Source organism: Eggerthella guodeyinii (assembly GCF_009834925.2).
In the GTDB taxonomy this organism is placed as follows: Bacteria; Actinomycetota; Coriobacteriia; order Coriobacteriales; family Eggerthellaceae; genus Eggerthella; species Eggerthella guodeyinii.
In genome coordinates, this window is the sequence record NZ_CP063310.1 from 2482918 (window position 1) to 2507735 (window position 24818).

Genomic DNA, 24818 nt, shown 5'->3' on the forward strand with positions numbered 1-24818 from the left:
GGCAAATGGCCAACAAATCGGTGAACCTGTGAGTGAAACCCTCCCAACCCACCAAAACGAACAAGCGACCATCAAGTATAAATAATTGTCCATAGCAACAAAACGGATGACATGTGAGTATATCTGCAGGAGGAAAACAACAAGTCATCGAAGAAAGGAGAACCGTCGTATGTCAGTGACAGAGAAACTGAACGGGTATGGTCCTCTGAACGGCGTCAAGGTCGTCGAGCTGTGCGAATGGGTGGCGGCACCTGCGACGGTGCGCGTTCTGTCCGAAATGGGAGCCGAGATCATCAAGGTCGAGCCCCTGCACGGCGATGCACAGCGCACGCAGGGCCCCGGGTTCGGATGCGAGCAGACCGAGCGCGAGGATCCCACCATCGACCTGAACAACACGAACAAGAACTGGCTGTCGCTCAACCTGAAGACCGAAGAGGGCTCCAAGGTCATGCACCAGCTGCTGGCCACCGCCGACGTGTTCGTGAACAACCTGCGCGACAAGGCGCTCGTGAAGCTGGGCCTGGACTACGCCTCCCTCAAGGAGAAGTACCCGACCCTCATCTGGGCGCAGATGCGCGGCTACGGCGAGTTCGGCCCCGAGCGCGACACCCCCGGCTTCGACGCGGTGTGCTGGGCGGCGCGCGGCGGCGTGGCGAACGTGTTCCGCGAGGACGGCCAGTCCCCCGCCATCCCGCCTCAGGCGTTCGGCGACTACAACGCGGCGTCCATCCTTTCCGGCGGCATCCTCGCCGCGCTGTTCAACCGCACCCGCACGGGCAAGGGCGACAAGGTCACCTGCAACCTGTACGGCGCGGCCATCTGGGGCGGCAACATCGGCGTCATGGCCACGCAGTTCGGCGCGCCCTACCCCAAGTCCCGCAAGGCGGTTCCGAACCCCTTCAACAACACCTACAAGACGTCCGACGACAAGTGGATGCTCATCTGCATGCCGCAGTACGACAAGTACTACAACATGATGATGGAGATCACGGGCAACGACGAGCACAAGGACCAGCCCGACACCTGCAACCTGCCGTCCCTCAAGGCTTCCGGCAAGCAGCATGAGGTCATCGGCTGGCTCGAGAACTCCTTCGCCACGAAGACGTTCGAGGAGTGGGACGAGATCCTGCGCGAGCACGAGGTGCCCCACCAGAAGTGCTTCCGCTACACCGACATCATCAAGGACGAAGAGGCCTACGACAACGACTCGCTGCGCTGGGTGGAGTACGAGGCGTTCGGCAAGAAGGCCATCCCCATGTCGCCGCTGCGCTTCGACGACTACGGCGATCCGCCGATCATCCTGTCGAAGCCCATCGGCTACCACACGGCCGAGTTCCTGCAGGACCTGGGCTACAGCGACGCCGAGATCGCCGAGATGGAGGAGAAGGAAGCCATCAAGTGCTACCACGGCGAAGAGGTGCCGGACGTCATCTTCAAGTCCGAGCGTCAGATCGCCGGCGAGGCCCCCTGCAACTGGTAGGCAGCCCCCGCACCGATCGAAAGAGCCGCAGCATCGCGCTGCGGCTCTTCTTTGCGCCCCACCGCCGCCTCGGCGCAGCAGAGGGCCGGGGCGGGGGCGGCGCCAGCCGAAAGCCCCCCGGCGCGATGCGGCGCGGAGCGCACGCGGCTCGATGTTTCACGTGAAACATCCGTTCTGGTTGTAGCCTACCCCAACCGTTCGACGAGCTCGACCATGTCGGTGCCGAGCTGGCGCGCGAAGGCGAAGGCGGTGCGGTCGTCCTGGACGCGGCGCCAGCGGATGCGGCCCTCGTCGTCCAAGCCGGCGAACTGGGACGCCGCCGTGCCGTTCGCCTGCACCGGCCCCGCGGGGCGCGGGTGCACGACGAGCATCTCATGGGTGGCGAAGAAGCGGTCGAGCGCGCCGAGCGTCTCCTCGGCGCCGCAGTCGACGAGCCCCGACGTGGTCACCATGCCGCCCACCTTGCCCTTGAGCGCGTTGGCCGTCATGTGCAGCGGGCGGGTGCGGTCGATGAACGTCTTCATGCGCGCCGTGACGTTCGCGAAGTAGTCGGGCGAGCCCAAGACGATGCCGTCGGCCGCCTTCATCTTCTCCACGAGGCCGTCCATGTCGTCGGACAGCGTGCAGGACGGCTTCGCCAGGCACGCGTTGCACCCGATGCAGTAGCCGATGTCGAGCCGCGCGAGCTCCACGAGCTCGGTCTCCGCCCCCGCGTCGCGCGCCGCGTCGAGCGCCGCCTGCAGCAGCGCCGCCGTCCCCTTGCCCGGCCGATGGCTCCCGTTGATGGCGAGTATCCGCATGCCCTCATCCTCTCTCGTCGAAACGCGCCGAAATGCGAAGCGCCCCCGACCGCAGTGCGGGCCGGGGGCGACCGAGGCGAGCGCGCTTGTGCGCCGTGCGCCTTACAGGTTGTGGAACTGGTACTTCTCCGGGTTGTCCTTCACGTCCTGCTTGTTCTTCGGGTTCATCTTCAGCGTCCCCATGCGGCCGTCGGTGGTGTTGGAGGCCAGCACCTGGTTGCGGTTCTCCATCTTCACGACGTTCTCGAAGCTCGTGCCGTCGAGGGAGGCCTGCAGGCACTCCTTCGTGAGGCGCAGGCCGAACGGGGCGGTGGCGTCGCACATCTGCTGGGCGAAGGCCACGGCCTCTTCAACCACGTCGTCGTCGGCGACCACCTTGTTGGCGAAGCCCCACTCCAGCAGCTTCTCGGCGCCGAAGCGGTTGGGGTTCATGAGGATCTCGCAGGCGCGGGCGTAGCCGACGATCTTCGGGAGGAAGAACGCGCCGCCCATGTCGGTGCCGGTGTAGCCGATGGACAGGTAGCCGGCGTTCATCTTGAACGACTCGCCCAGCACGCGCATGTCGCACGCGCAGGAGATGGACAGGCCGCCGCCCACGGCGTAGCCCTTGAGGGCGCCGATGATGGGCTGCTCGCAGCGGCGCATGTTGATGATCTGGTCGGAGCACATGCGCTGCATGATGTAGAAGTCGCGCTGGATGCGGCCCATGTCCTCGGGCGGCTCGAGCGCCAGGTCGTTCAGGTTGAAGCCGGCGCAGAACGACTTGCCCTCGCCCGTCAGCACGATGGCGCGGCAATCCTTGTCCATGCGCACCTTGATGAGGAAGTCGTTGAACTCGGCCATCTGGGCGTACGACATGGCGTTGAGGTTCGCGGCGTCGTTGAAGCTGCACACGTACACCGGACCGCGACGGTCGATGATCAGCTTCTCGTAGTCGTACTCGAACTCCGGCAGATGGTAATCCTCCTGGTACACGCTCATTGGCACTACCCCTTTCCCTGTAGTCTTCATATCGTTCGCTTGCGTCCTGGGACGCGATACGGGCCGTGCTCATCGGCCCTTCTCTATGATCTACGGATACGCGCGATTAATCTACGGACAATCGGCTGATACTGTCTAACATACCAAATCGAAACTTCTCATTCTTTATATTTTGTCCATCATTTTCCTGAAACGAGTACTCATATCGTTTCAGGTTTGCCTCGATTTCGAAAAAGCGTCTCCCGCGAAATCCCCTGCTGCCCGTACCTCTAAACCATAGCTTGAACAGGTATTTTATATATTAATAGGTTCTGGCTATCAACACATAGGAACTTCCTATGAGTATACCCACAAATGTGGATCATCGACCATCACCGAGGGGTCTACAATGGAGGACACTGAGCAAGGCATGGGATTCCATGCGCAGCGCCTGGCACTCGCCGCATCGTGCGGGACGGGCCGGAGGGGATCCGGAGGAGCGGGCAGGCAGATCGAGTCAAGCGGAGCATCCGGCAGGAGCGCCGGATGAGAGAAGCGAGCCGTCATCAAGAGAGGACTCAGGGGTGATGATTACCGATCTCAAAATCAATGCCGAGCGGAAGCGATTCTACTACGAGAAGGGGTACTGGACCGACAAGACCATCGGCGACGTATGGGCCGACCGCGCGGCCTCCCATCCGGAGCGCACGTACGTCACCGACGACCAAGGGTCGTCGTACACCTACGGCGAGGTGGACGACCGGGCTGCGCGCCTGGCGTCGTGGCTCATCGCCGAAGGGGTGCGGCCCGGCGACGTCGTGACGTTCCAGGTGCCCATCTGGGCCGAGTTCTGCATCGTGTACGTGGCGTGCCTCAAGTGCGGCGCCGTGATGCACCCCGTGCCCCCGAACTTCAACGACGAGGACCTCGTCTACAACATGAACAAGGTGGGGTCGCGCGCGTTCATCTGCCCGACCGAGTTCCATCGCTGCGACTTCGTCGCGCAGGCCTACGCCGTGAAGGACCGCATCCCCACGCTGACGTCCATCGCGTTCATCGACAAGCAGGCCCCCGCGCCCGACGGCGCGCCGTGCCTGAGCGGCATCTGCGCCTCGTTCGAGCCCGTGCGGGAGCGCGCCGCCGCGTCGTCCGACGACGTGGCGTGCATCCTGTCCACGTCGGGCACCACCGGCCGCCAGAAGGCGGTGCTGTTCACGCACAACAACATCCTGTTCTCCGAGCGCTCCTACGTGAAGGGGCTCGGGCGCACCGCGGACGACGTCATGTACATGCCCTCGCCGCTCAACCACGCGACGGGCTTCTACCACGGCCTCATCTCCCCCATGATCCTGGGCGGGCGCACGGTGCTGCAGGAGCACTTCGACGCCGCGGGGGCTTTCGAGCTGTGCAACCGCGAGGGCGTCACCTGGTCGATGGGCGCCACGCCGTTCATCTACGACATCCTCAAGTACCTCACGGCCGAGAACCTCGGCTCGTTCGACACGCTGCGCCTGTTCATCTGTGGCGGCGCCCCGGTGCCGAGCACGCTCGTGCAGTGCGCCCACGCCCACGGCATCCTGCTGTGCGAATGCTACGGCTCCACCGAGAGCTGCCCGCACGCGTTCGTGCCGCCCGAGCACTGCCTGGAGTGGAACGGCGCCTGGTCGGGCATCCCCTTCCCCGGCATCGAGGTGCGCGTGGTGGACGCGGACCATCGCGACGTGGCGCCGGGAACGCAGGGCGAGGAGATCTCGCGCGGGCCGCACCAGTTCGTCGGATACCTCAACGATCGCGAACGTACCGACCGCGCGCTCGACGACGACGGCTGGTTCTACAGCGGCGATCTGTGCTATATGGACGAAGCGGGCCGCATCCGCATCAACGGGCGCAAGAAGGAGATCATCATCCGCGGAGGCGAGAACATCTGCGCGAACGAGATCGACGAGAACCTCATGGAGTGCCCCGGCATCGGCGACCACGCCACCATCGGCATGCCCGACGAGCGCCTGGGCGAGCGCATCTGCACCTTCGCGGTGGCGACGGGCGACGAGCGCCCCGCCCTGGCCGACATCACGGACTTCCTGGCCGAGCACCACGTGGCGAAGCGTTTGTGGCCCGAGCGCATCGAGTACATCGACGAGATACCGAAGACGGCCACCGGCAAGGTGAAGCGCCATCTGCTGGCCGCCGAGCTGGCCGAGCGCATGAAGTAGTCGCGAGCGAAGGATCGGGGGAGCCCCCGATCCTTCGCTTTTCGCGACGCTTGCCGGCAACGCGGCGCACGCATCGCCGGTTCGTTGCGTTCGTGGCAGGTTTTGCGAGAAATTCGTCGTCTCTCGACCCCGCTCGATGGAGCGCGCTTCCCTGCTCGCTTCCAACCTGGGACGACGAGAACGACTCGGCAGCCGAGCGCGCAGCCGTGGCCGCATCCGGGCGAAACGCGACGAAAAACTCGCAAAACCTGCCACGAGCGGCGAAACGCCCGCGCGGCGGGACCGCAACGGGCCAGCCGCGCAGCGCGGACGGCGCGCCCGTGCTTTACCGAAGCCCCTGCTGCTCGAGGTACTCCAGCTGGGCTTGGATGTTGATGCGGGCGGCGGGGTCGAGGCGGACGTCGACGTCCTGGTACACGGCCTCGATGATGCGCTCGACGTCCGAGCCGGCGCCGGCCTCCGCCGCGGCGCGCACGCGCTCGAGGCGGTCGAGGCGATGGCGGCGCGCGCGATCGATGGCGTCGAGCGGGTCGTCGATGAGCGGGCCGTGGGCCGTCAGCAGCCGCGTGACGCCGTGCGCCTCCACCGCGGCGCGCAGGCGCTCGAGGCTGTCCAGGTACTCCGCGAGGCTGCCGTCGGGCCAGCAGATGAGCGTGGAGCTCTGCCGGAACAGCATGTCGCCCGTCACGATGGACGCGTCGGCGGGAACGAGGAACCCCACGAGGTCGCTCGCGTGCCCGGGAAGCGGGATCACCTCGAGGCGCGGCGCGTCCGCACCGAGGTCGAGCGGCCCGTCGGGCAGCGTGCCGCCCTTGCGCGAGAGCACCGGCGCGCCCGTCATCGCGGCGAAGCGCTCGGCGCCCTCCGCGTGATCGGCATGGTCGTGCGTCACGAGGACGGCCGCCACCGCGCGCCCGTCCTCGGCGCAGGCGCGCTGCACGGCGCGCAGGTGGGACGCGCTGTCGGGCCCGGGATCCACCACGACGCACGCCGGCGAGCCGGGATCGGCCAGCACCCAGGTGTTCGTGCCGAGGTACGTGAGCGGCGAAGGGTTGTCGGCGAGGATCACGCGCGCGTGCGCCGACACGCGACCGCTTCCCCAGGCGGGCGCGCCCGCCGCGACGGCGGCGCGTCGCGCTACGGCAGCCGGCATGAGAGCACCGCCTCTCCCCCGTCGCGCACGGCGGGCTCGAGCATCACGCGGCCCGCGCGCTCCACGCCCGCCGCGAACGCCTCCACGCTGGGAGCGTGCGCGAGGTGGGCCAGGTTGTAGGCCGTGGGCGGCACGAGGCGCAGCGCGCCGGCCGCGCCGCGCTCGAGCATGAGCCGCGGGTCGGCCCAGCCCGCCCCGTCGGCCTCGGTGGTGCGGCTGTCGGGCTCCTGCCCGGCGGGCGCGAGCGCGGCGAAGAAGTAGGTGTCGTAGCGGCGCGGCTCGAACGTGGGCGTCAGCCAGTGCGAGCGCAGGCCCAGCAGGTCGGTGCGCAGCGCGAGGCCGTGGCGGCTCAGCACGTCGGCGAACGAGGCCTCGTGGCGCACGAGCCGGCGGCGCTCCTCGGCCCACGCGGGCTGCGCGGCGTCCACGGCGCAGACGCCGCGCTCGTCGCCGGCCAGCAGCACGCCGCACTCCTCGAACACCTCGCGCGCGGCCGCCGTCACCACGCGCCGCGCCACGTCGGCGCTCGTGCCCATGCGACGGGCCCACTCCTCCTCGTCCGGGCCGATCCACGAGCAAGGCGCGTCGGCGTCGCGCGGGTCCACGCCCCCGCCCGGGAACACGACGGCCTCCGGCACGAACGCCATCGTCGCCGCCCGGCGCAGCATGAACACCTCGCGCGGGCTGCGCACGAGCATCACGGTGGCCGCGAGCCTCGGCGCGACGGGAGCGGCCCCCGCGGCGCGGAACTCCTCGTACGTGCGGGCCAGCTGCTCGCTCATCGGCACCTCGAGCGTCTCGCCCGACCTCCACGCGTTCATAGGCCACCTCCGTGCGCACCTATCATCCATCTCGGTTTGCCCCCTTCGCGCACCGCGCGCAAGGGGGTTCACCTCATGGTATCACCGCTCGAGGGCAAGTGCGTCGGACAACAGTTCGGCGATGTCCCGTACGGGCGGCGCGTCGTCGTGCGATGCGAGGCCGTCTTCGAGCATCGACAGGCAGAAGGGGCAGGCGGTGGCCACGGCGTCGGCGCCGGTCGCGCGGGCCTGCTCGGCGCGCAGGACGTTCATGCGCTGCCCCTCGCGCTCCTCGAGCCACATGCGCCCGCCGCCCGCGCCGCAGCAGAAGCTCTTCTCGCGGGCGCGCTCCATCTCCACCACCTGCGCGCCGCTCGCGGCCACGACGGCGCGCGGCTCGTCGTACACGTCGGCGTAGCGCCCCAGGTAGCACGAGTCGTGGTAGGCGACGCGCTCGAACGCCGCATGCGCGCCCGCCTCGGCCGCGCCCGGCAGCCTCCCCTCGGCCACGAGCCGTTCGAGCAGCTGCGCGTGGCGCACCACCTCGAACGTGCCGCCCAGCTGCGGGTAGTCGCGTTCGAGCACCTGGGCGCAGTGGGGGCACTGCACGATGATCTTCTTCGCGCCGAAGCGCTGCAGCGTCTCGATGTTCTCGGTTGCCAGCTGGTAGTACACGAACTCGTTGCCCATGCGGCGCGCCGCGTCGCCGCAGCACTTCTCCTGCGCGCCGATGACGGCGAAGTCCACGCCGGCGCGCCTCAGCAGCGCCACGAGGGCGCGCGACACCTTGCGGTTGCGCGCGTCGTAGGCGCCGGAGCAGCCGGGCCAGTACACGTACTCAGCGTCCGGCCGGTCGGCCAGCGTGGGCACGTCGAGCCCCTCCGCCCACGCCAGGCGGCTCTGCCACCCCAGGCCCCACGGGTTGCCGTTCGTCTCGAGGTTGCGGAAGGCCGCCTTCGCCTCCGCGGGAAACGCGCTCTCCATCGACACCTGGTAGGTGCGCATGCCCACCACTTTCGGCACATGCTCGAGCAGCGCCGGGCACGCCTCCATGCACGCGCCGCACGTGGTGCACGACCACAGCGCCTCGGGCGCCACCACGTCGCCCACGAGCGCCTTGTCGAGCACGGCCCGCTGCTGCTCGGTCGGCTCGAACGCGCCGCCCGCCGCCTCGGCCCTGCGCTCGGCGCGCACGAGCGGCCCGCGCTCCTCCAGATGCGCGTCGAGGGCCTGGATCAGGTCCTTCGGCGACAGCGGCTTGCCGCTTCCGTGCGCGGGACACACGGTCTCGCAGCGCCCGCAGCGCACGCACGCCTCGGCGTCGAGCAGGTCCTTCCACGTGAAGTCCTCCAGCTTGCCCACGCCGAACTCCTCGAGCTCCTCGTCCTCCAGATCGACGAACGGCAGCGTGCCCTTCGGCTCGAGCGGGCGGCAGTACACCGTGGCGGGGACGAGCAGCACGTGCACGAGCTTGGAGTACACCCAGTACGCCAGGATGCCGAAGGCGATGGCCATGTGGAACCACCACAGCGCCTGGTGCGCGAGCGTCACCTGGGCGGCATCGAGGCCCGACAGCGCCTGCGCGAACAGGTTGCCGATGGGCGACCACGCGGCCCAGGGGTCGTTCGTCCCGACGATGCGCAGCCCCTCCACGACGAAGCCCGTGACGCCGATGACGAGCAACCAGACGAGCACGACGATGTCGGCCGGCTTCGTGTCGAGCGCGGGGTTGCGGCCCGCCGCGCGCCGCACGATGCACGCCACCATCGCGATGCAGAACGCCAGGCCGGCGATGTCGGTGCCGAGCGCCAGCACGTAGAGGTAGTAGTCCCCCTTCGCGATGTCCACCCCGAGGTCCACCTGCGCCGCGTAGCTCACGGTGGCCACCACCATGACGGCCATCCCCACGTACATCCCGAGGTGCGCGATGCCGATGCCGCGCTCGCGCACCACGGTGGCCTGCAAAAGCGCGTCGAAGAACGCGCCCTTCAGGCGCTCGCGCGGGCGGTCGGCGCGCTCGAGGGGACGGCCGATCCTCCACAGCCGGTAGCGCCGCACGAAGAAGTACGCGGCCACGGCCAGCACCACCAGGAAGCAGGGGTACATGATCCACGACCCCTCGATGTTCCACAGCGCCTCGCGCGCGGGCGTCGCCGCCTCCACGCTAGGACGCCTTGCTCGCGCGGAAGGCCTCGGTCAACAGCGGCACCGCCTCGAACAGGTCGGCCACGATGCCGTAGTCGGCCACCTTGAAGATCTCGGCCTGCGGGTCGGTGTTCACGGCCACGATGCACTTCGACGCCGCGGCGCCGGCCATGTGCTGGATGGAGCCCGAGATGCCGCAGGCGATGTAGAGCGACGGGGCGACGGTCTTGCCCGTCTGCCCCACCTGAAACTGGATGTCGGTCCAGCCCTCGTCCACCGCGGGGCGCGAGGCCCCGACGGCGGCGCCCAGCACGTCGGCCAGCTCCTCGACGAGCGCGAAGCCCGCCGCGCCCTTCGTGCCGCGCCCGCCCGACACCACCGCGTCGGCCTCGGTCAGCTCCACGCGGCCCGACGCGCGGCGCACCACGTCGGCCACCGTCTGGCGCACGTCGCCGAAGCCGTCGACGTGCTGCATGAGCACCGGCGCCGTGCGGCCCTCGTCGGGCGCGGCCGGGTCGAACGCCTTCGGGCGCACGGTGACGACCATCGGGCGCGCGTCGGCGGCGAAGGCCACGTCGGCGCGCACCTTGCCCGAGTACGGCTCGCGCGTGAACAGGAAGCCCTCCCGCGCGTCGGCCTCGACGGCCACCACGTCGGCGACGAAGCCGGTGTCCAGGCGCTGCGCGAGCACGGGCCCCACGTCGAGCCCGGTGGCGCCGTCGGCGAACAGCACCGCGTCGGGACGCTGCTGCGCCGCGAGGGCCGCGAGGGCCGCCGCGTAGGCGTCGGTGGTGTACGGGGCCAGCGCCGGATCGTCCAGCGCGAGCACGGCGTCGGCGCCCGCCGCGCCGAGCGGGGCGCAATCGACGTCCCCCAGCCCGCTGCCCAGCACGACGGCGGCCACGTCCGTCCCCTCCGCGTCGGCCATGCGGCGCGCGAGCGCCAGCATCTCGAACGTCGCGCGCGGAAACGACCCGTTCCGCGGCTCCGCGTATACCCAGATTCCTGCCATGGATGCTCCCTTCCCGTCCTACCAGACCTTGGCTTCGGTTTCCAGCAGCCCCACCGTGGCGGCGACCGCCTCGGCCGTCGTCTCGCCCTCCACGATGCGGCCGCCCTGGCGCGCGGCCTTGGCGCGGTAGCGCACCACGCGCGTGCGCGCCGCCTCGGGCGCCGCGGCGTCCTCCCTGCCGAGGTCGGCCAGCGTCCACACGGTGACGGGCTTCTTCTTCGACTGCATGATGGCGCGCACGTTGGGGTAGCGCGGCTCGGCCAGCCCCTGCTGCGCCGTGACGACGGCCGGCAGCGCTACGTCCACCACGGCCACGCCGTCGTCGATCTCGCGCGTGGCGCGCGCGGTGCCCGCCGCGGGGTCCGCCTCGAGCGCGGTGACCACCTGCACGCACGGCAGGCCCAGGAGCTCGGCCACGCGCGGCATGGTCTGCGCGCCCGCCGTGTCGGCCGACTTGCAGCCGCCCATGACCAGGTCGGCCGGCACGCGCTCGAGCGCGGCGGCCAGCACGCGCGCCCGCGCCGCCGCATCCGCCGCGTCGAGCGCGCGATCGTCGATCAGGTAGCCCGCGGCCGCGCCCATCGACAGCGCGTGGCGCACGGCCGGCAGCGCCTCGTCGCCGCCGATGCACACGACGGCCACCTCGCCGCCGTGCTCCTCGACGAGCTGCACGGCGCGCTCGACGGCGAACTCGCCGTACGGGTCGATGACGAGCGTCTGCCCCTCGGTGAGCACCCGCCCTTCGGCGTCGACGCCCACCTCGGCCTCGGTGTCGACGGTTTGCTTGATGCACACTGCGATGTTCATGGCTGCGATCCTCCTCGCCCCCTGCGCGCCGCGCCCGGCGGCGCGCTCCTAGTATTCCTTCAGCACCGACTTCGCGATGAGCGAGCGCTGCACCTGGCTCGTGCCCTCCACGATGGTGAACGACTTCGCATCGCGGTAGTAGCGCTCCACCGGGTAGTCCTTGCACAGGCCGTAGCCGCCGAATATCTGCACGGCCGTCTCGGCCGCCTTCACCGCGGCCTCCGAGCAGTACACCTTCGCCACCGATGCCGTCTTCATCATCGTCTGGATGTCGCCGCCGAACGCCGTGGCCGCCTGGTCGAGCAGCAGGCGCGACGCCTCGAGCGCGATCTCCATGTCGGCCAGCATGAAGCGGATGGCCTGCAGGTCGGCGATGTGCTTGCCGAACTGGATGCGCTCCTTCGCGTAGGCGGCCGCCGCCCCGAGCGACGCCGCCGTCACGCCGGCAGCCAGCGCCGCCACGGCCAGCCGGCCGCGGTTGAGCGTGTGGTGCGCGATGGCGAACCCGTCGCCCACCGCGCCCACCACGGCATCGGGGCCCACGTGCATGTTCTCGAAGAACAGCTGCGAGGTCACCGAGCCGCGCAGCCCCATCTTGTCCTCCTTGCGGCCGATCACGAGGCCGGGCGTGTCGCGGTGCACGACGAAGCAGGAGGGCTTCGACTGCCCGTCCTCCACCACGCGCGCGAACACGGTGAACCAGTCGCCGACCGCGCCGTTCGTGATGAATATCTTGCTGCCGTTCACGGTGTAGCCCTCGCCGTCGGGCAGCGCCGTGGTGGCGATGGCCGAGATGTCGGAGCCGGCGTTCGGCTCGGTCAGCGCGAAGCAGATCTTCGCCTCGCCGGCCGCCAGCGCGGGCAGGATGGTGCGCTTCTGCTCGTCGGTCCCCGAGAACACGAGCGCGTCGGAGCCGATGGCCGAGATGAGGATCATGAGCGCCACGGCCGGCGACTCGCGCGCGATGCGCTCGATCACCTGCACCCAGCAGTGCATGCTCACCTCCACGCCGCCGTGCTCCTCGCCGTAGGCGAGCGCGAACAGCCCCTGCTCCACGAACAGCTCGTAGATATCCTGCGGGAACTCGTCCTCCTCGTCGATCTCGGCCGCACGCGGCGCCACCACGTCGACGCACAGGTCGTCCACCATCGAGAGGATCATGCGCTCCTCTTGCGTCAGTTCGTACATGGAACCCCTTCCCCGCGTGACGGCGCCGCCGCACCCGCGGGGCCCGACGGCAATCCATTTCCATTTCCTATTGATTACTCTTCAAATGATAGGCTGCGTCTATGGTTTGCCTACGGTCAAAACCGAAACCCTGAGCATACGAACTGGTCAATCGAATGCGTTTGTTGGCTTTTGCTCCACCCAATCCCGCGATTCCGTGGAAACCATGAGCCTTGACAGGGTCCCGAGGGCGAAAACCGCACAGTCGAGCCAAACTAGCCGGTCAATCCGTGCAGACGGTGCTCTATGATCTATACAGGAAGAATCGTGCACGAAAAGGAGCGTCCATCATGACCGGAGCCGTACGGCAGATCATCGAAGTCCCCTGCACCGTGGGCGCGCTCGAGCGCTCCGAGGTGCTCGCGCAGCTGCCGCCCGAGGCGGCCCGCGCGCTCGGCGCGGACGCGGCCGACGGGGGCGCCCTCGACGCCGAGGCGGGCGCGCGCATCGACGCCGCCGTCGCGGCGTGCCTGGCGGCCTACCGTCCGCGCGGCGTGTACAAGCTGTTCAACCCCGCCATCTGCACGCTGCCGCCCGAGTACGTGGAGCCGGCCATCAAGCTCGTGGGCACCATGATGATGTTCCACGGCCAAAGCGTGTACGAGCGCCTGCGCCGCGCCGCGCACTGCGCGCTCATGGCGGTGACCATCGGGCCCGACAACCCCGCCGCGCTGCCCGCGGACGCCGACGAGCTCGACCGCGCGCTGGCCGACGCCTGCGCGAAAGCGCTCGTGGAGAGCGCGGCCGACCGCGTGAACGCCGCCATCGTGGCCGCCGCGCTGGACGACGGCCTCTACACCGACGATCGCCTGAGCCCCGGCATGGGCGACTTCCCGCTCGACACGCGCTCGCAGTTCGTGTTCTACACGCAGTCCGAGAAGCGCCTGGGGCTCAAGCTGGGCAAGGACGGCGTCTTCGAGCCGCGCTACAGCACGGTGGGCGTCATCGGGCTCTACGACCCCTCCCAGAAGAACCGCAAGCGCGCCTGCGGGCGCTGCAAGTACCGCTCGTACTGCTCCATCCGCGCCATCGGCATGACCTGCCACGGCGCCAAGGGAACCTTCGCCAAGTAAGGCGGCCCCCTTCCCCCCTCCCCCACGCGCCGGATGTTTCACGTGAAACATCCGTTCGCCCATCGCATCGACCGCGCGCCTCGGATCCTGCCGGAACGCGGCGATGCGCAACGTCCGCGAGCACTTCGCCGCGCCGCCCGACCCCCCTACGCACCGGATGTTTCACATGAAACATCCGTTCGCCTCATCCTGAGGGAGCGGGCCTCCCCTTCCCGGCGCCCGTCCGCCGTGCGCGCAACGGCAAACGCCCCGGCCGGAGCCGGGGCGTTTCCGTGCGGGGCGGGCGAATCGCCCCGCGTGCTGAAGCGTCGGGTTAGATCGTGTACAGGTAATCGGGATCCTCGGCGACCTTGGCGTACTCCTTGAGGATGCCGCGGCCGGAGATGTGCACCATGATCTCCACCGTGCCGCCGCCGATCTGGAAGCCGCGGCAGTCGAGCATGAGGCGGGACACGCGGGTCTCGTCGGTGAAGCCGAGGCCGCCCATGAGCTGCAGCGCGCGCGAGCAGCAGTCGGTGAGCGCCGGGGCGCCGTAGCGCTTGAGCATGGCGGCGTCGTTGTTCACCGGGATGCCGTTGTCCATCTTCCAGCAGGTGCGGTACAGGAAGTTGCGCGTGTTCGAGAGCTCGATCTGCATCTCGACGATGTGCTCCTGCACGAGCTGGTAGGTCTTGATGCCCTTGCCGAACTGCATGCGCTCGTTGGTCCAGGCGCACGCGTCCTCCATGGCGGCCTGCGCCTCGCCGAGCAGCTCGGCCAGAAGCACGCAGCGCTCCCACTCGAAGTTCTTCATGAGCTGGTAGAAGCCCTTGCCCTGGATGCCCAGGAGGTCGCTCTCGTCGATGACCACGTCGTCGAAGTGGATCATCGCGAACGGCATGATCTGCATGCCGATCTTGTTGAGCGGCTCGATGGTGACGCCCTTGGCGTTGGCCGGCACGAGGTACATGGACATGTTCTTGTTCTCGCGGGACGGATCCTCGTCCTTGCACACCACGATGAAGCCGTCCACGTGCTCGCCCTGGGTCACCCAGGTCTTCACGCCGGTGATGTGCACCTTGCCGTCGCCCGTGCGGGTGGCCAGGCATTCCATGCCCTGGTTGTCGGAGCCCGCCTCAGGCTCGGAGATGGCCAGGCAGTACGGCGGGTAGCCGTTCTCCACGTAGTAGTCCATCGCGTACTTGATCTGCTCCGGCGTGCCGAACTCGCACACATCGAACATGATGAGCAGGTTGGGAGCCATGGGGATGTTGCCGCCGGCATGGTTGAGCTCTTCGATGATCATGGCCATCGTCTGATGGTCGACGGGCTTTCCACCGTACTCCTCGGGCAGGCCGTACATGCCCCAACCCGAATCGACCCACGCCTTCGCCACTTCGGGGGCGATGCCGCGGTTCTTGTAGCCGGCCGCGATAACCTCTTCCGTCAGGTTCTCGTTGGCCCACTCGCGGATGCCCTTCTTGATGCGGAGCTGTTCCTCGGTGTATGCGAAATCCATGCTTCCTCCTTAACCGTTTTCCCTATATTCAAAACACCTGCGTGTTTGAATCGAAGTTCTGCGGCGCCCGCCCCCTCGTGCAGCGGACGAGGCGGGCGCCGGTCGTGCCAGGCAGCGCTTAGAAGGCCATGGCCTCCTTGTAGCCGGCGTTCACGGCCTCGAGCGTGCGGTACACCTTGCCCGCGGGCGTGGTGGCGTCGCCGATGAGCTTGGCGTTCGGGAAGATCTTGACCACCTCGTCGTACAGCTTGGTGTTGGCCTCGACGCCCAGCGACAGCAGCACGGTGTCGCACTCGAGCAGCTGCTCCTCGCCCGTCTCCACGTTCTGGACCTTCGCGCCCTTCTTCGTGACCTCGACCAGCTTCGTCAGCGGCATGAGCTTCACGCCCTTCTGCTTCACGAGGTTGATGGTGGGGTTCTTGTCGATGATGCCGATGCCGTTGCCCATCTTCTTGGCCTCGTCGATGACCGTGATCTCGCGGCCGTCGCTCATGGATTCGGCGACCTCGAGGCCGGCGAACCCGCCGCCCACGACCACGACGCGCTTGCCCACGATGGCGGTGGGGCCGCTCGCCATGTTGAGGCCCATGCGCATGAAGCCCACGGTGCCGCCCTGCGCCTTGATGGCCGCAACGGCCGCCTTCCAGATAAGGCCCTTGCCCTCGGGCACGATGCCCGCGACCATGTCCTTGATGTCCTGCGAGCTGACGACGTTCTTGCCGTCGATGCCCGGCACGTCCACGCCGATGACCTCGCCGCCCGGCGCGACCACGACCTCGTCGGGGTCGAGCGCCTTGATGGTGTCGGCGGTCACCTTCGTGCCCAGCTTGAGCTCGATGTTGGGATGCAGCTTCAGCTCCTCGTTCCAGTACGTCACGAGGGGCTCGATCTTGGCGTTCAGCACCTGCGCCATGTTCAGCAGGCCGCCCACGCGGTCGGACTTGTCGAGCACGGTCACCTTGTGGCCGCGCACGGCCGCGACGCGCGCCGTCTCGAGGCCGCCGGGGCCGGCGCCCACCACGACGATGTGCTTCTTCTCGTAGGCGGGCTGGTCCTCGGGATGCCCGATGGCGATGTTGTCGATGTTGCCGTTGACCGAGCACCAGATGGGCTGGCCGAGGAACGTGTGGTCGAGGCAGCGGCTGCACACGATGCAGGGGCGCACCTGCTCGGGATGGCCGGCGGCAACCTTGCCCGCCGTCTCCGGGTCGGCGATGAACTGGCGCGCCATGCCCACGGCGTCGCCGTAGCCCTGCGTGACCACCTTGTCGCACATGTCGAGCGAGTTGATGCGGGTGCCGGGGAACACGGGCTTGTCCGTGACGGTCTTCACCTGCTTGGCGAGGTCGATGAACTCGCCTTCCGGCACGATCTGGTTGGCCACGGGGCGCGGGGCCTCATGGAAGCCCGCCTGCACGCTCCACGCGTCCACGCCGTGCTTCTCGATGATCGGGATGAGCTCGAGGGTGTCCTCGATGCGGTTGCCGTTCGGCATGAGGTCGTCGGCCGAGATGCGCACGAGCACCGGGGTGTCCGGGCACACGCGGTGCACCTCGTCGAGGATCTCGGTCAGCAGGCGCGCACGGTTCTCCGGGCTGCCGCCGTATTCATCGGTGCGGTGGTTGGAGTACTTGGACAGGAAGCGCATGACCATGTAGCCGATGCCCGCGTGGATCTCGATGATGTCGAAACCGGCCTCCACGGCGCGGCGCGCGGCCTCGCCGTACTGCTTCACCACGGTGGCGATCTCTTCGGTGGTGTACTCGCACTCGGGCATGCCCACGAACGGGCCGCTCGGCACGTCCTTGGACGGGGCGTAGCTCTTCAGCTCGTCGTCGCCCGACGCGCGCCACTCGTAGCACAGCTGCAGCTGGACGGCCGTCTTGGCGCCGTGCTTGTGGCAGGCCTCGTTGATGCGCGTGAGGCCGGGCACGAACGCGTCGTCCCAGATGCCCGCAGCGCCCGTGGTGGTGTGGTACTTCGGCGTCGCGTTGAAGCAGTCGCTGATGTAGGCGCTGCCCAGCTCCAGCAGGCCCGTGCCGCCCTTGGCGCGCTCCTCGTAGAAGTCGACGATGGCGTCGGTGATGTAGTAGTTGTCGACCATCTCGGTGGTCATGGGCAGCATGACGAACCGGTTCCTGATCTCGACCCCGCCGATGCTGAACGGTTCCAGCAGCTTCTGATACTTTGCCACGATGCAAACCCCTTTCCGCTTTGAACAGTGCTAAGCGTCTCTCTCTGCGCGATTGGTGCGAGGTCGATCCGTGCGAACTATCCCTCTCGATGCGCGCGGCTTCCTCGTTGCCAACATTGTAGGCTCCCGAAAAGGACGATACGATGGACAGAATTCCAAGATTGGTTAGTCATCGTGAAAAAAGTCTCCCAATATTGCCTAGGATGGGCCTGTTTTTACGGGGAATATCCCCAAAACACGGAGACTCGACCGGAATCACTCCGAACAATTACTGCACATATTTTAATCTTTGTCCTAGAAATGTGCGAAAACGCGACGTATAATAGCCCTGGCACTATCATCATTATCGAGAGCGAGGCCCGATCCTATGAACGCGCTCAGCACGATGCTCCTCATCGCCGACACGTTCGTCGCGCTATGCGACGAGATGCCGCTCAAGAAGGTGTCCATCAGCGACATCATCGAGCGCACGGGGAAGAACCGCAAGACGTTCTACTACCACTTCGAGAACAAGGACTGTCTCATCACGTGGATCTTCCGCTACGACCTCGGCCAGGAGCTCAAGCGCCGCTTCCCCGAGAGCGCGCTCGTGTACGAGACCGGCACGAACGACTCCTCGGCGCAGTTCCCGTTCTACATCCTGCAGAAATCGGGCGTGCGCTCCCTCGACCATGCCGAGTTCTTCGACTGCTTCGCGCGCGTGCTCGAGGCCAAGCGGCACTTCTACACCCAGGCGCTGGCCGACACGAACCCGTACTCGCTGCGCAACTACCTGTACCACCTGTACCTGCCCGCGCTGCGCAACGACATCGACCTCATCCTGGCGAACCGCTACCTGCCCCAGGAGAACATCCAGTTCCTGGCCGAGTTCTACACGTGCGCGTTCCTGTACTACTTCATCCGCAAGTGCGACCAGCCGGGCGCCGAGCGCCTGACCGGCCAAGCCGGCCCCTTCGCGAACATCATCCACAGCTCGCTCGAGGCCCAGATCAAGGAAGCGCAGCTGCGCCGCAACCTGTAGAGCGGCCTGCCGAGCGCGCTCAGGCGAGGAACTTCGGCGGCAGCGCGGCGGAGCCCAGCTCGCGCACGGCCGCGCTCATCGGCTGCAGGTGCGCTCCCACGAGCATCTTCGACGTCGCGTGCGCCAAGAGCGCGCCGCGCTCGTCGTGCGCCTCGGCTTCGCACAAACACACGGTGCGCCCGCGCTTGATGACGCGCCCCGTCGCCGTGACGGGCCCCGTGCCGGTCGCCTTCAGGCAGGTCGTGGCCAGGTCCATCGTGGTGAACCCCTCGTCCTCGGCGAGCGACCCGTACAGCGCCCAGTACGCGGCGCAGTCGAGCAGCGAGGCGTACGCGCCGCCGTGGGCGCCGCCGAACGCGTTCATATGCCTGCGCTCGAACGTGCACGCCACCCGGCACGATCCCTCGGCCAGCTCCACGAGCTCGATGCCGAGCAGCTCGAAGTACGGCGAGCGGTTGATCAGCTCCATCACCGCGTTCGCATGATCCGGATTCATGGTGCCCATCGCGCGTGCCGTCCTTCCCTCTTCGCCTTCTCCTCCTTTCATGGTAGCGTCCCGCGCCGCGCCGCGACACGGGCAAACCGCGCGCTTCGGGACGTCGCGCCCGCCGCCTATGACGCGCTGCGCACGGCGCCGCGCCGCTCGAGGCGCGCGACGTCGTCGGCGGAGAGCCCCGCCTCGGCCAGCACCGCGGCCGTGTGCTCGCCGTGGGCCGGGGCCTCGGTGAACGTGTCGATGGACGGCCGCATCCCCGCGATGTTGTGCGGCAGGTTCGTCTGCAGCACGCGCCCCGCGCGCGGGAAGTCGCGGTAGGCCATCATGTCCGGCTCGCGCTCGAGCAGCTGGGCGATGGCCTCGTCCTTGTCGATGACCGAGGCGATGCACAGGTCCTTGCCGACCAGCCACTCCTCCCACTCGGCGCGCGTGCGCGACGCCACGAGCTCGCGCATGCGCTCGTAGGCGCCGGCCGGCTTGCACGCCAGCTCCGGCACGCCCGCGGCCTCGCAGAACGCCGTCCAGAACTTGTCCTCGATGAGGCCGAACGCCAGCTTGCCGCCGTCGCGCGTCTCGTAGATGTTGTAGAAGCAGCAGTCGGCCGGGTAGATGACCGAGCCCTCGTCGATGCCGCCCTGGAAGCACCAGCGCTCGTCGATGAGCGAGTTCCACCACACGAAGGAGTCGAACATCGACACGTCGATGAAGCGCCCCTCCCCCGTGATCTCGCGGTCGTACAGCGCCGCGAGCACGCTCTGCGCCGCCACCATCGAGCTGGCGAGGTCGCATAGGTGCAGCGGCGCCTTCACGCCGCCGTTGAGCGAGAGGTAGCCGCTCTGCGCCTGCATGTTCAGGTCGTGCAGCGGCAGCTGGCTGCGCGGGTCGTCCTGGCCGTAGCCCGAGAACGAGCAGTACACGAGCCGCGGGTTCGCGGCGGCCAGCGTGCCGTAGTCGATGCCGAGCTTCTTCGTCACGCCCGGGCGGAAGCTTTCCATCACCACGTCGGCGCCTTCCGCCAGCTTGAGGAACGCCGCGTGCGCCTCCTCGTCCTTGAGATCGAGCGCGACGGAGCGCTTGTTGCGCCCGAGCGCCTCGAGGTAGTAGCTCATCGTGTTTCGCCGGGGCTGCTCGTGGCGGCAGAAATCGCCGAGCCCGACGTCCTCCACCTTCACGACGTCGGCCCCGAGGTCCGCCAGCACCTGCGTGGCGTACCCGCCGGGAAGGTACCTCGACAGGTCGAGCACGCGCAGCCGCGCAAACGATGGGTTGCCCATAGGTCCGCTCCTTTCCCTCGGCGCGCGCCCGCGCGCCTCGCCGCTTCCCCCAACGATAGCTCAACCGCCGGGCGAAACGGGGCGCGTTTGCATTGGCGTTCTCAATGACACCTGTGCATCGAGCCTATCGACGCAGGTCGCGCGCCGCATCCTCCGGCGGCCAGGAGAACGAGCGGGCCAGCTCGATGAAGGCCTCGGCGGCGCGCGACTTGTAGGAGCACGTGCGGTAGACGAGGCACACCTCGTGGAAGCCCTCGCCCACGTCCGCGAGGGGCACGACGGTCAGGTCGCCGAACGGCGCCACGCCGAGCGTGTCGAGCACGAGGCCCACGGCGTCGGGCGAGGCGTCCACGAGGCTGCCGATGGTGATCTCGTCGTCGGCCCCGTCCGACACCGCGATGCCGGCGTCCGCGGCGAGGCGCGCCACCTTCGCGCCGAGCGGCGTCGCGTCGCGGTAGGTGACCACGGGCGCGCCGAGGGCCGCCACGTCGGAAAGCCGGACGGCCGCGCGCGCCGCAAGCGGGTGCGTCCGGTGCACGAGCGCGCCGAGGGACTGGCGCAGCACGGGGACGAACGTGAGGCCCGGGCGATGCTCCGCCCGCGCGGTGAAGGCCAGCTCGTAGCGGCCCCGCTCCAGATCCTCGAGCAGCGGCAGCGTGAGGCCCTGGAACAGGTTCACCGTGAGGCCCGCGCCGTACTCGTCGCGGTAGGCGCGCACGAGGGCCGGCAGGTAGTCGCCCTGGATCGTGTACACCGTGCCCACGTCGATGGTGCCCGTCATCCGGTCGGCGTGCTCGCGGGCGCGCGCCACGCCCTTGTCCAGCACGTTCAGGGCCTCGACGACCGACGCCTGGAACTCGCGCCCGTACTTCGTGAGCTCGACCGTGCGCCCCCGCCGCTCGAACAGCGTCACGCCGAGCTCCTCCTCCAGCCGGGCCATGGCGTTCGACAGCGTGGACTGCGCCACGTACAGCTGCTCGGCGGCCTTCGTGAAATGCTCGAGCTCGGCGAGCGTGCGGAAGTAGTAGAGGTGGGCGAGGTTCATGGCGGCCTTTCCCGGCGGGGTCGATGCCGTCATCATACGGCGCGCCCCCCGCGCACGGCAACGGCCAAAACGCCCCAAGCGGGCAGAACCGGCGGGCGCCCTGGCGCGGCCCCGTCTCGCGGGGCGCGCCGCCCCCTCTGGCGCGGAGGGGGCTTGCGGCCCGACGAGCGCGCGCCGCGGGGCTCCGCGGCGCGCCGCGACCTTAGTACCGGTAGGAGAGCTCGCCTTTGCGCTGCTGGCAGGCGCGGGCGATGGTGATGCGCTGCACGTTCGGCGCGCCTTCCTCCAGCCACATGGCGCGCGCGTCGCGGTACAGGCGCTCCACCGGGCCGTAGGGGTTGTCCTCGAAGTAGCCGTCGCCGCCGAAGATCTCGAGCATCGCGTCGGAGACGATGCGGGTGGTGTAGATGGAGAACAGCTTGGCGATGGCGGCCTTCTCCTCGATGTCGGCCCCGTGCGGATCGTCGTCGAAATCGCGCGCGAAATCGTGCACGAGGGTGCGCAGCGCGTGCACGTAGGTCTGCATCTCGGCGATCTCGCGCTTGATCATCTGGCGCGAGGCGATGGGCTTGCCGAACGTGACGCGGTCCTCGGCGCGGGCGAGCGAGATCTCCAGCATGCGCTGCGCCATGCCGAGGTTCGAGCACGCGATGTGCACGCGCGACACCGACAGCGAGTGCATGGCGATCTCCATGCCCTGCCCCTCCTCGCCCAGCAGGTGCTCGGGGGACAGCACCACGTTGTCGAATTTGAGGCCCGCGTGCCCCGCCCCGCGGCAGCCCATCATGTGCGGCATGGGCACCAGCTCGAAGCCGGGGGCATCGGTGGGCACGAAGAACGCCGAGAGGCGGGAGTCCTTGTCCGAATCGGGGTCGGTGGCGGCGATGACGTACGTGAAGTCGCTGCAATCCGTGTGGGAGATGAGCCACTTCTCGCCGTTCAGCACGTAGTTGCCGTCGGCATCCTTCACGGCGGTGGTGTGGATGTCCGCGCCCGTGCCGCCCGTCTGCTCGGTGATGGCGAAGTTGCAGTAGATCGACTTGTCCTGGAACTTGTCCATGTAGCGGGCCTTGAGCGCGGGGCAGCCGTAGTCGTCGAGGATGCGCCAGTTCATGTCGGCCGCGTGGTGCAGGTGCATGCGCATGCCGCCCGGGCCGCGCGAGAACTCCTCCTGCACGCGGAGGATCTCCAGCTCGTTGAGGCCCCAGCCGCCGTACTCCGCCGGCAGGTAGAAGCGGTACAGGTCGTTGTCGCGGGCGAGGTCGTAGAACCGCTGCGGAAACCGGTTCGACACCTCGATCTCGGGCTGCATCTCCTCGAAGGGGCCCTCCGCGAGCGCCCTGATCTGCAGCAGGTAGGCTTGGAATGCTTCGTCGGTGATCGTTGCCTGGGGATTCATGGTCCTCTCCTTCTCTCGCGCTCCATCGCCCCCATTATCCGCCGTCCGCGCCGTCCGTTCCAATTCAGAACGCCCCTCGATTCGCGCCCGATCGATCGATTCCGCGAACGCCCCGCCCCGCAGCGCGCCCGAGCCCCGCGCCGCGCGCCCGAGCCCGCAGCGCGCCCGAACCCCAAGCCGCGCGCCCGAGCCCCGCAGCGCGCCCCTCCTCCCAAGCCGCGCGCCCGTCGCGCGCCCTCCCGCCGCGCGCCGCCGACGTGCATCCATAAATCCAACCTATCGATTCCCCCCGGTTTTCTAATTGGACGGGCGGCCGCGCGCGAGCGGACAATACGGGCATACCACGCGCCGCGCGGCAGCGGCGCCAGACCGGAGGAGGAACCATGGGCAAGCTTACGCCGCAGGAATTCGAATCGTATCTCAAGGAGCTGCGCGCCTTCGTCGAGGGGCCGTGCGAGGAGATGCAGGCCGACATCGAGGTCACGAACAAGTTCCCCCAGGAATTCTACGACCAGTGCAACGAGCACAACATCTACCGCATGTCGCTGCCCGAGGAGTACGGCGGCTGGGGCCTCAGCGAGCTCGAGACGCTCAAGTGCCAGGAGGAGTTCTCGCGCGGCCCCGGCGGCATGCGCATGCACATGCACTTCGCCCAGGACCTGAACTGGCGCCCGCTGTACGACTACGGCTCCGAGGAGCTCAAGGCCGAGCTCATGCCGAAGTTCCAGGACAAGTCCATCTTCTCGGCCTGGTGCCTCACCGAGGCCACGGGCGGCACGGGCGCCGACCTGCACACGACGGCCGTCAAGGACGAGAACGGCGACTACGTGCTGAACGGCGAGAAGTGGCTCATCTCGTTCACCGACATGAACACGCACTCCTACATCCACGCGGTCACCGACCCCGACGCCGACCCCGACCATCGCCTGTCCACGTTCTACGTGCCGGTGGACACCCCCGGCTACGAAGTCACGCCCATGCCGCACATGATGGGCTGCCGCGGCGCCGGCCACACGGGCCTCAAGTTCACGAACATGAAGGTGGACAAGAAGTACCTCCTGGGCGAAGAGGGCCAGGGCATGGAGATCGCCATGCACTCGCTGGCCGTGTCGCGCGTGCACATCGCCGCGTCGAACCTCGGCATGGCGCAGCGCATGCTGGAGATCTCGCTCGCCCGCGCCGCCGACCGCATCACGTTCGGCAAGCCCATCCTGTCGCGCCAGGCCATCAAGATGAAGATCGCGAACATGCAGATGTACATCCACGCGCTGCGCACCATGGTGTACGACTTCTGCAAGGATTACATGCACGAGCCGAACGGCGCCTACATCGCCGAGAAGGCGGCCTGCTGCAAGCTGTTCTCCATCGACACGACGCGCCTCGTGTCCGACGAGATGCTCGAGATCTTCGGCGGCGACGGCTACTTCGAGGACAACCCGTTCGGCCCGGTGGAGCGCCTGTACCGCGACTGCCGCGCCATGTGGCTGGAAGAGGGCGCGCCCACGGTGCAGCGCATCACCATCGCGCGCGACTGCATCAAGCACGGCGGCACGATGGCCTACCTCGACTAGCGCCCCGCGCGATCCGACGGCCCGATGACCGACCGCCCGACATCCTCCTCGCGCGCGTGCGCGCCGCCAAGGCTCTCGCCGACGCGCACGCGCGCCACCTGGAAGCCCCGGGTGGACGAGGCGGACATCGCCCTGTACCGCTGCCCGCGCTGCGGGAGCCTCCTCATGGGGCTCGGCAGCGCCGCGGCGCGGGTCGATGTCGACCTGTGGCGCTCGGTGATCGCATGCGCGCCCTACGGCGAGGACGGCGACGCGCATGCGACGTGCGCGCGATGCGGCGACGGGCCCGTGCAGCCCGTGGCGTTTCGCAGCGCTTGCGCCGCCGACGAGGGGTTCTCCTTCGCGTTCACGGGCGGGATGGACGCGAACCGCCTGACGCTCGCCTGGGAGGACGGCGCGGGCGACCCCGCGCTCGTCGTGCTCAAGACGTTCACCGGCCTGCAGGCGCGGCCGCGCCCGCGCGGCGGGGCGGCCGTGTTCCCTCTCGCCGACGAGGACGCCTACTGCTACTGCGACCTCGACCCCTGCGAGCAGTGCGTCGCGCGCTGCAAGCGCGGCTTCAAGCTGTACGTGGTGCGCGCCGACGGGGAGGGCCTGCGGTTCGCCTGCGAGAACCCGCCCGACGCACCCGCCGTCCCCTGAGCGCCGGG

At 68.4% G+C, this 24818-nt stretch carries 20 protein-coding genes; 6 read left to right on the forward strand and 14 right to left on the reverse strand.

Annotation, left to right across the window (positions count from 1 at the left end):
- The first annotated feature begins 169 nt into the window (after window positions 1–169).
- Complete coding sequence (locus GS424_RS10475) at window positions 170–1480, forward strand: CaiB/BaiF CoA transferase family protein (RefSeq protein WP_160942260.1); 1311 nt, start codon at window positions 170–172, stop codon at window positions 1478–1480.
- Window positions 1481–1665: 185 nt separating this feature from the next.
- Here the strand turns inward: GS424_RS10475 and GS424_RS10480 are convergent, their stop codons facing one another.
- Window positions 1666–2280, reverse strand: coding sequence for a flavodoxin family protein (locus GS424_RS10480; protein WP_160942259.1), 615 nt, complete (start codon window positions 2278–2280; stop codon window positions 1666–1668).
- 102 nt (window positions 2281–2382) lie between these two features.
- Window positions 2383–3261, reverse strand: coding sequence for an enoyl-CoA hydratase/isomerase family protein (locus GS424_RS10485; protein ID WP_154332210.1), 879 nt, complete (start codon window positions 3259–3261; stop codon window positions 2383–2385).
- Between the two features lie 566 nt (window positions 3262–3827).
- Between GS424_RS10485 and fadK the strand changes: the two genes are divergently transcribed.
- On the forward strand, window positions 3828–5453 hold the full coding sequence (gene fadK, locus GS424_RS10490; protein ID WP_160942366.1) for a medium-chain fatty-acid--CoA ligase: 1626 nt from the start codon (window positions 3828–3830) through the stop codon (window positions 5451–5453).
- Window positions 5454–5778: 325 nt separating this feature from the next.
- Here the strand turns inward: fadK and GS424_RS10495 are convergent, their stop codons facing one another.
- The 6 genes from GS424_RS10495 to GS424_RS10520 form a co-directional block, all read right to left on the reverse strand.
- Entirely contained in the window at window positions 5779–6606 is an 828-nt protein-coding gene (locus GS424_RS10495; RefSeq protein ID WP_160942258.1) for an MBL fold metallo-hydrolase, read from the reverse strand.
- Entirely contained in the window at window positions 6591–7427 is an 837-nt protein-coding gene (locus GS424_RS10500) for an NUDIX hydrolase (RefSeq protein ID WP_160942257.1), read from the reverse strand. The genes GS424_RS10495 and GS424_RS10500 overlap by 16 nt, the downstream gene beginning before the upstream one ends.
- A gap of 81 nt (window positions 7428–7508) precedes the next feature.
- Window positions 7509–9569, reverse strand: coding sequence for a heterodisulfide reductase-related iron-sulfur binding cluster (locus GS424_RS10505; protein WP_160942256.1), 2061 nt, complete (start codon window positions 9567–9569; stop codon window positions 7509–7511).
- Between the two features lies 1 nt (window position 9570).
- Entirely contained in the window at window positions 9571–10563 is a 993-nt protein-coding gene (locus GS424_RS10510) for an electron transfer flavoprotein subunit alpha/FixB family protein (protein ID WP_160942255.1), read from the reverse strand.
- Window positions 10564–10581: 18 nt separating this feature from the next.
- Window positions 10582–11370: an electron transfer flavoprotein subunit beta/FixA family protein gene (locus GS424_RS10515; protein WP_160942254.1), complete on the reverse strand. Its 789-nt coding sequence runs from the start codon at window positions 11368–11370 to the stop codon at window positions 10582–10584.
- 48 nt (window positions 11371–11418) lie between these two features.
- Window positions 11419–12558 (reverse strand): acyl-CoA dehydrogenase family protein, encoded by a 1140-nt coding sequence (locus tag GS424_RS10520; protein ID WP_160942253.1) that lies wholly within the window; start codon window positions 12556–12558, stop codon window positions 11419–11421.
- Window positions 12559–12887: 329 nt separating this feature from the next.
- Here GS424_RS10520 and GS424_RS10525 point away from each other — a divergent pair, with 329 nt between their 5' ends.
- Entirely contained in the window at window positions 12888–13670 is a 783-nt protein-coding gene (locus GS424_RS10525; RefSeq protein ID WP_160942252.1) for a phage tail protein, read from the forward strand.
- A 313-nt stretch (window positions 13671–13983) separates the two neighbouring features.
- On the opposite strand, the gene GS424_RS10530 is transcribed toward GS424_RS10525, so the two are convergent.
- Both GS424_RS10530 and GS424_RS10535 read right to left on the reverse strand, forming a co-directional pair.
- Window positions 13984–15168, reverse strand: coding sequence for an acyl-CoA dehydrogenase family protein (locus GS424_RS10530; protein WP_160942251.1), 1185 nt, complete (start codon window positions 15166–15168; stop codon window positions 13984–13986).
- A 118-nt stretch (window positions 15169–15286) separates the two neighbouring features.
- Window positions 15287–17362: an oxidoreductase gene (locus tag GS424_RS10535; RefSeq protein ID WP_160942250.1), complete on the reverse strand. Its 2076-nt coding sequence runs from the start codon at window positions 17360–17362 to the stop codon at window positions 15287–15289.
- Between the two features lie 367 nt (window positions 17363–17729).
- Here GS424_RS10535 and GS424_RS10540 point away from each other — a divergent pair, with 367 nt between their 5' ends.
- Window positions 17730–18383 carry a TetR/AcrR family transcriptional regulator C-terminal domain-containing protein gene (locus tag GS424_RS10540; RefSeq protein ID WP_154332219.1) on the forward strand — a complete coding sequence of 218 codons (654 nt, stop codon included), beginning with the start codon at window positions 17730–17732 and terminating at the stop codon, window positions 18381–18383.
- A 19-nt stretch (window positions 18384–18402) separates the two neighbouring features.
- Here the strand turns inward: GS424_RS10540 and GS424_RS10545 are convergent, their stop codons facing one another.
- The 4 genes from GS424_RS10545 to GS424_RS10560 all read right to left on the reverse strand — a co-directional run bounded on the left by GS424_RS10545 (window position 18403) and on the right by GS424_RS10560 (window position 22597).
- Window positions 18403–18888 carry a PaaI family thioesterase gene (locus GS424_RS10545; protein ID WP_160942249.1) on the reverse strand — a complete coding sequence of 162 codons (486 nt, stop codon included), beginning with the start codon at window positions 18886–18888 and terminating at the stop codon, window positions 18403–18405.
- Window positions 18889–18995: 107 nt separating this feature from the next.
- Complete coding sequence (locus tag GS424_RS10550; protein ID WP_160942248.1) at window positions 18996–20153, reverse strand: CaiB/BaiF CoA transferase family protein; 1158 nt, start codon at window positions 20151–20153, stop codon at window positions 18996–18998.
- Between the two features lie 124 nt (window positions 20154–20277).
- On the reverse strand, window positions 20278–21234 hold the full coding sequence (locus tag GS424_RS10555; protein WP_244977515.1) for a LysR family transcriptional regulator: 957 nt from the start codon (window positions 21232–21234) through the stop codon (window positions 20278–20280).
- Window positions 21235–21400: 166 nt separating this feature from the next.
- Window positions 21401–22597 carry an acyl-CoA dehydrogenase family protein gene (locus GS424_RS10560; protein ID WP_160942247.1) on the reverse strand — a complete coding sequence of 399 codons (1197 nt, stop codon included), beginning with the start codon at window positions 22595–22597 and terminating at the stop codon, window positions 21401–21403.
- Window positions 22598–22980: 383 nt separating this feature from the next.
- Between GS424_RS10560 and GS424_RS10565 the strand changes: the two genes are divergently transcribed.
- The gene (locus GS424_RS10565) at window positions 22981–24168 is read left to right on the forward strand and encodes an acyl-CoA dehydrogenase family protein (protein WP_154332222.1); all 1188 of its coding nucleotides are present in this window, start codon (window positions 22981–22983) and stop codon (window positions 24166–24168) included.
- A gap of 111 nt (window positions 24169–24279) precedes the next feature.
- Entirely contained in the window at window positions 24280–24810 is a 531-nt protein-coding gene (locus GS424_RS10570) for a hypothetical protein (RefSeq protein ID WP_160942246.1), read from the forward strand.
- Window positions 24811–24818: the final 8 nt, after the last annotated feature.

What these genes read in the sequence shown, in the direction of transcription:
- GS424_RS10565 (WP_154332222.1), top strand. Translation starts at nt 22,981, where the DNA reads ATGGGCAAGCTTACGCCGCAGGAATTCGAATCGTATCTCAAGGAGCTG.
- GS424_RS10550 (WP_160942248.1), bottom strand. Translation starts at nt 20,153, where the DNA reads ATGGGCAACCCATCGTTTGCGCGGCTGCGCGTGCTCGACCTGTCGAGG.
- GS424_RS10515 (WP_160942254.1), bottom strand. Translation starts at nt 11,370, where the DNA reads ATGAACATCGCAGTGTGCATCAAGCAAACCGTCGACACCGAGGCCGAG.
- GS424_RS10525 (WP_160942252.1), top strand. Translation starts at nt 12,888, where the DNA reads ATGACCGGAGCCGTACGGCAGATCATCGAAGTCCCCTGCACCGTGGGC.
- GS424_RS10500 (WP_160942257.1), bottom strand. Translation starts at nt 7,427, where the DNA reads ATGAACGCGTGGAGGTCGGGCGAGACGCTCGAGGTGCCGATGAGCGAG.
- GS424_RS10475 (WP_160942260.1), top strand. Translation starts at nt 170, where the DNA reads ATGTCAGTGACAGAGAAACTGAACGGGTATGGTCCTCTGAACGGCGTC.
- GS424_RS10485 (WP_154332210.1), bottom strand. Translation starts at nt 3,261, where the DNA reads ATGAGCGTGTACCAGGAGGATTACCATCTGCCGGAGTTCGAGTACGAC.
- GS424_RS10540 (WP_154332219.1), top strand. Translation starts at nt 17,730, where the DNA reads ATGAACGCGCTCAGCACGATGCTCCTCATCGCCGACACGTTCGTCGCG.
- GS424_RS10545 (WP_160942249.1), bottom strand. Translation starts at nt 18,888, where the DNA reads ATGGGCACCATGAATCCGGATCATGCGAACGCGGTGATGGAGCTGATC.
- GS424_RS10510 (WP_160942255.1), bottom strand. Translation starts at nt 10,563, where the DNA reads ATGGCAGGAATCTGGGTATACGCGGAGCCGCGGAACGGGTCGTTTCCG.
- GS424_RS10555 (WP_244977515.1), bottom strand. Translation starts at nt 21,234, where the DNA reads ATGATGACGGCATCGACCCCGCCGGGAAAGGCCGCCATGAACCTCGCC.
- GS424_RS10495 (WP_160942258.1), bottom strand. Translation starts at nt 6,606, where the DNA reads ATGCCGGCTGCCGTAGCGCGACGCGCCGCCGTCGCGGCGGGCGCGCCC.
- GS424_RS10480 (WP_160942259.1), bottom strand. Translation starts at nt 2,280, where the DNA reads ATGCGGATACTCGCCATCAACGGGAGCCATCGGCCGGGCAAGGGGACG.
- GS424_RS10520 (WP_160942253.1), bottom strand. Translation starts at nt 12,558, where the DNA reads ATGTACGAACTGACGCAAGAGGAGCGCATGATCCTCTCGATGGTGGAC.
- fadK (WP_160942366.1), top strand. Translation starts at nt 3,828, where the DNA reads ATGATTACCGATCTCAAAATCAATGCCGAGCGGAAGCGATTCTACTAC.
- GS424_RS10530 (WP_160942251.1), bottom strand. Translation starts at nt 15,168, where the DNA reads ATGGATTTCGCATACACCGAGGAACAGCTCCGCATCAAGAAGGGCATC.
- GS424_RS10560 (WP_160942247.1), bottom strand. Translation starts at nt 22,597, where the DNA reads ATGAATCCCCAGGCAACGATCACCGACGAAGCATTCCAAGCCTACCTG.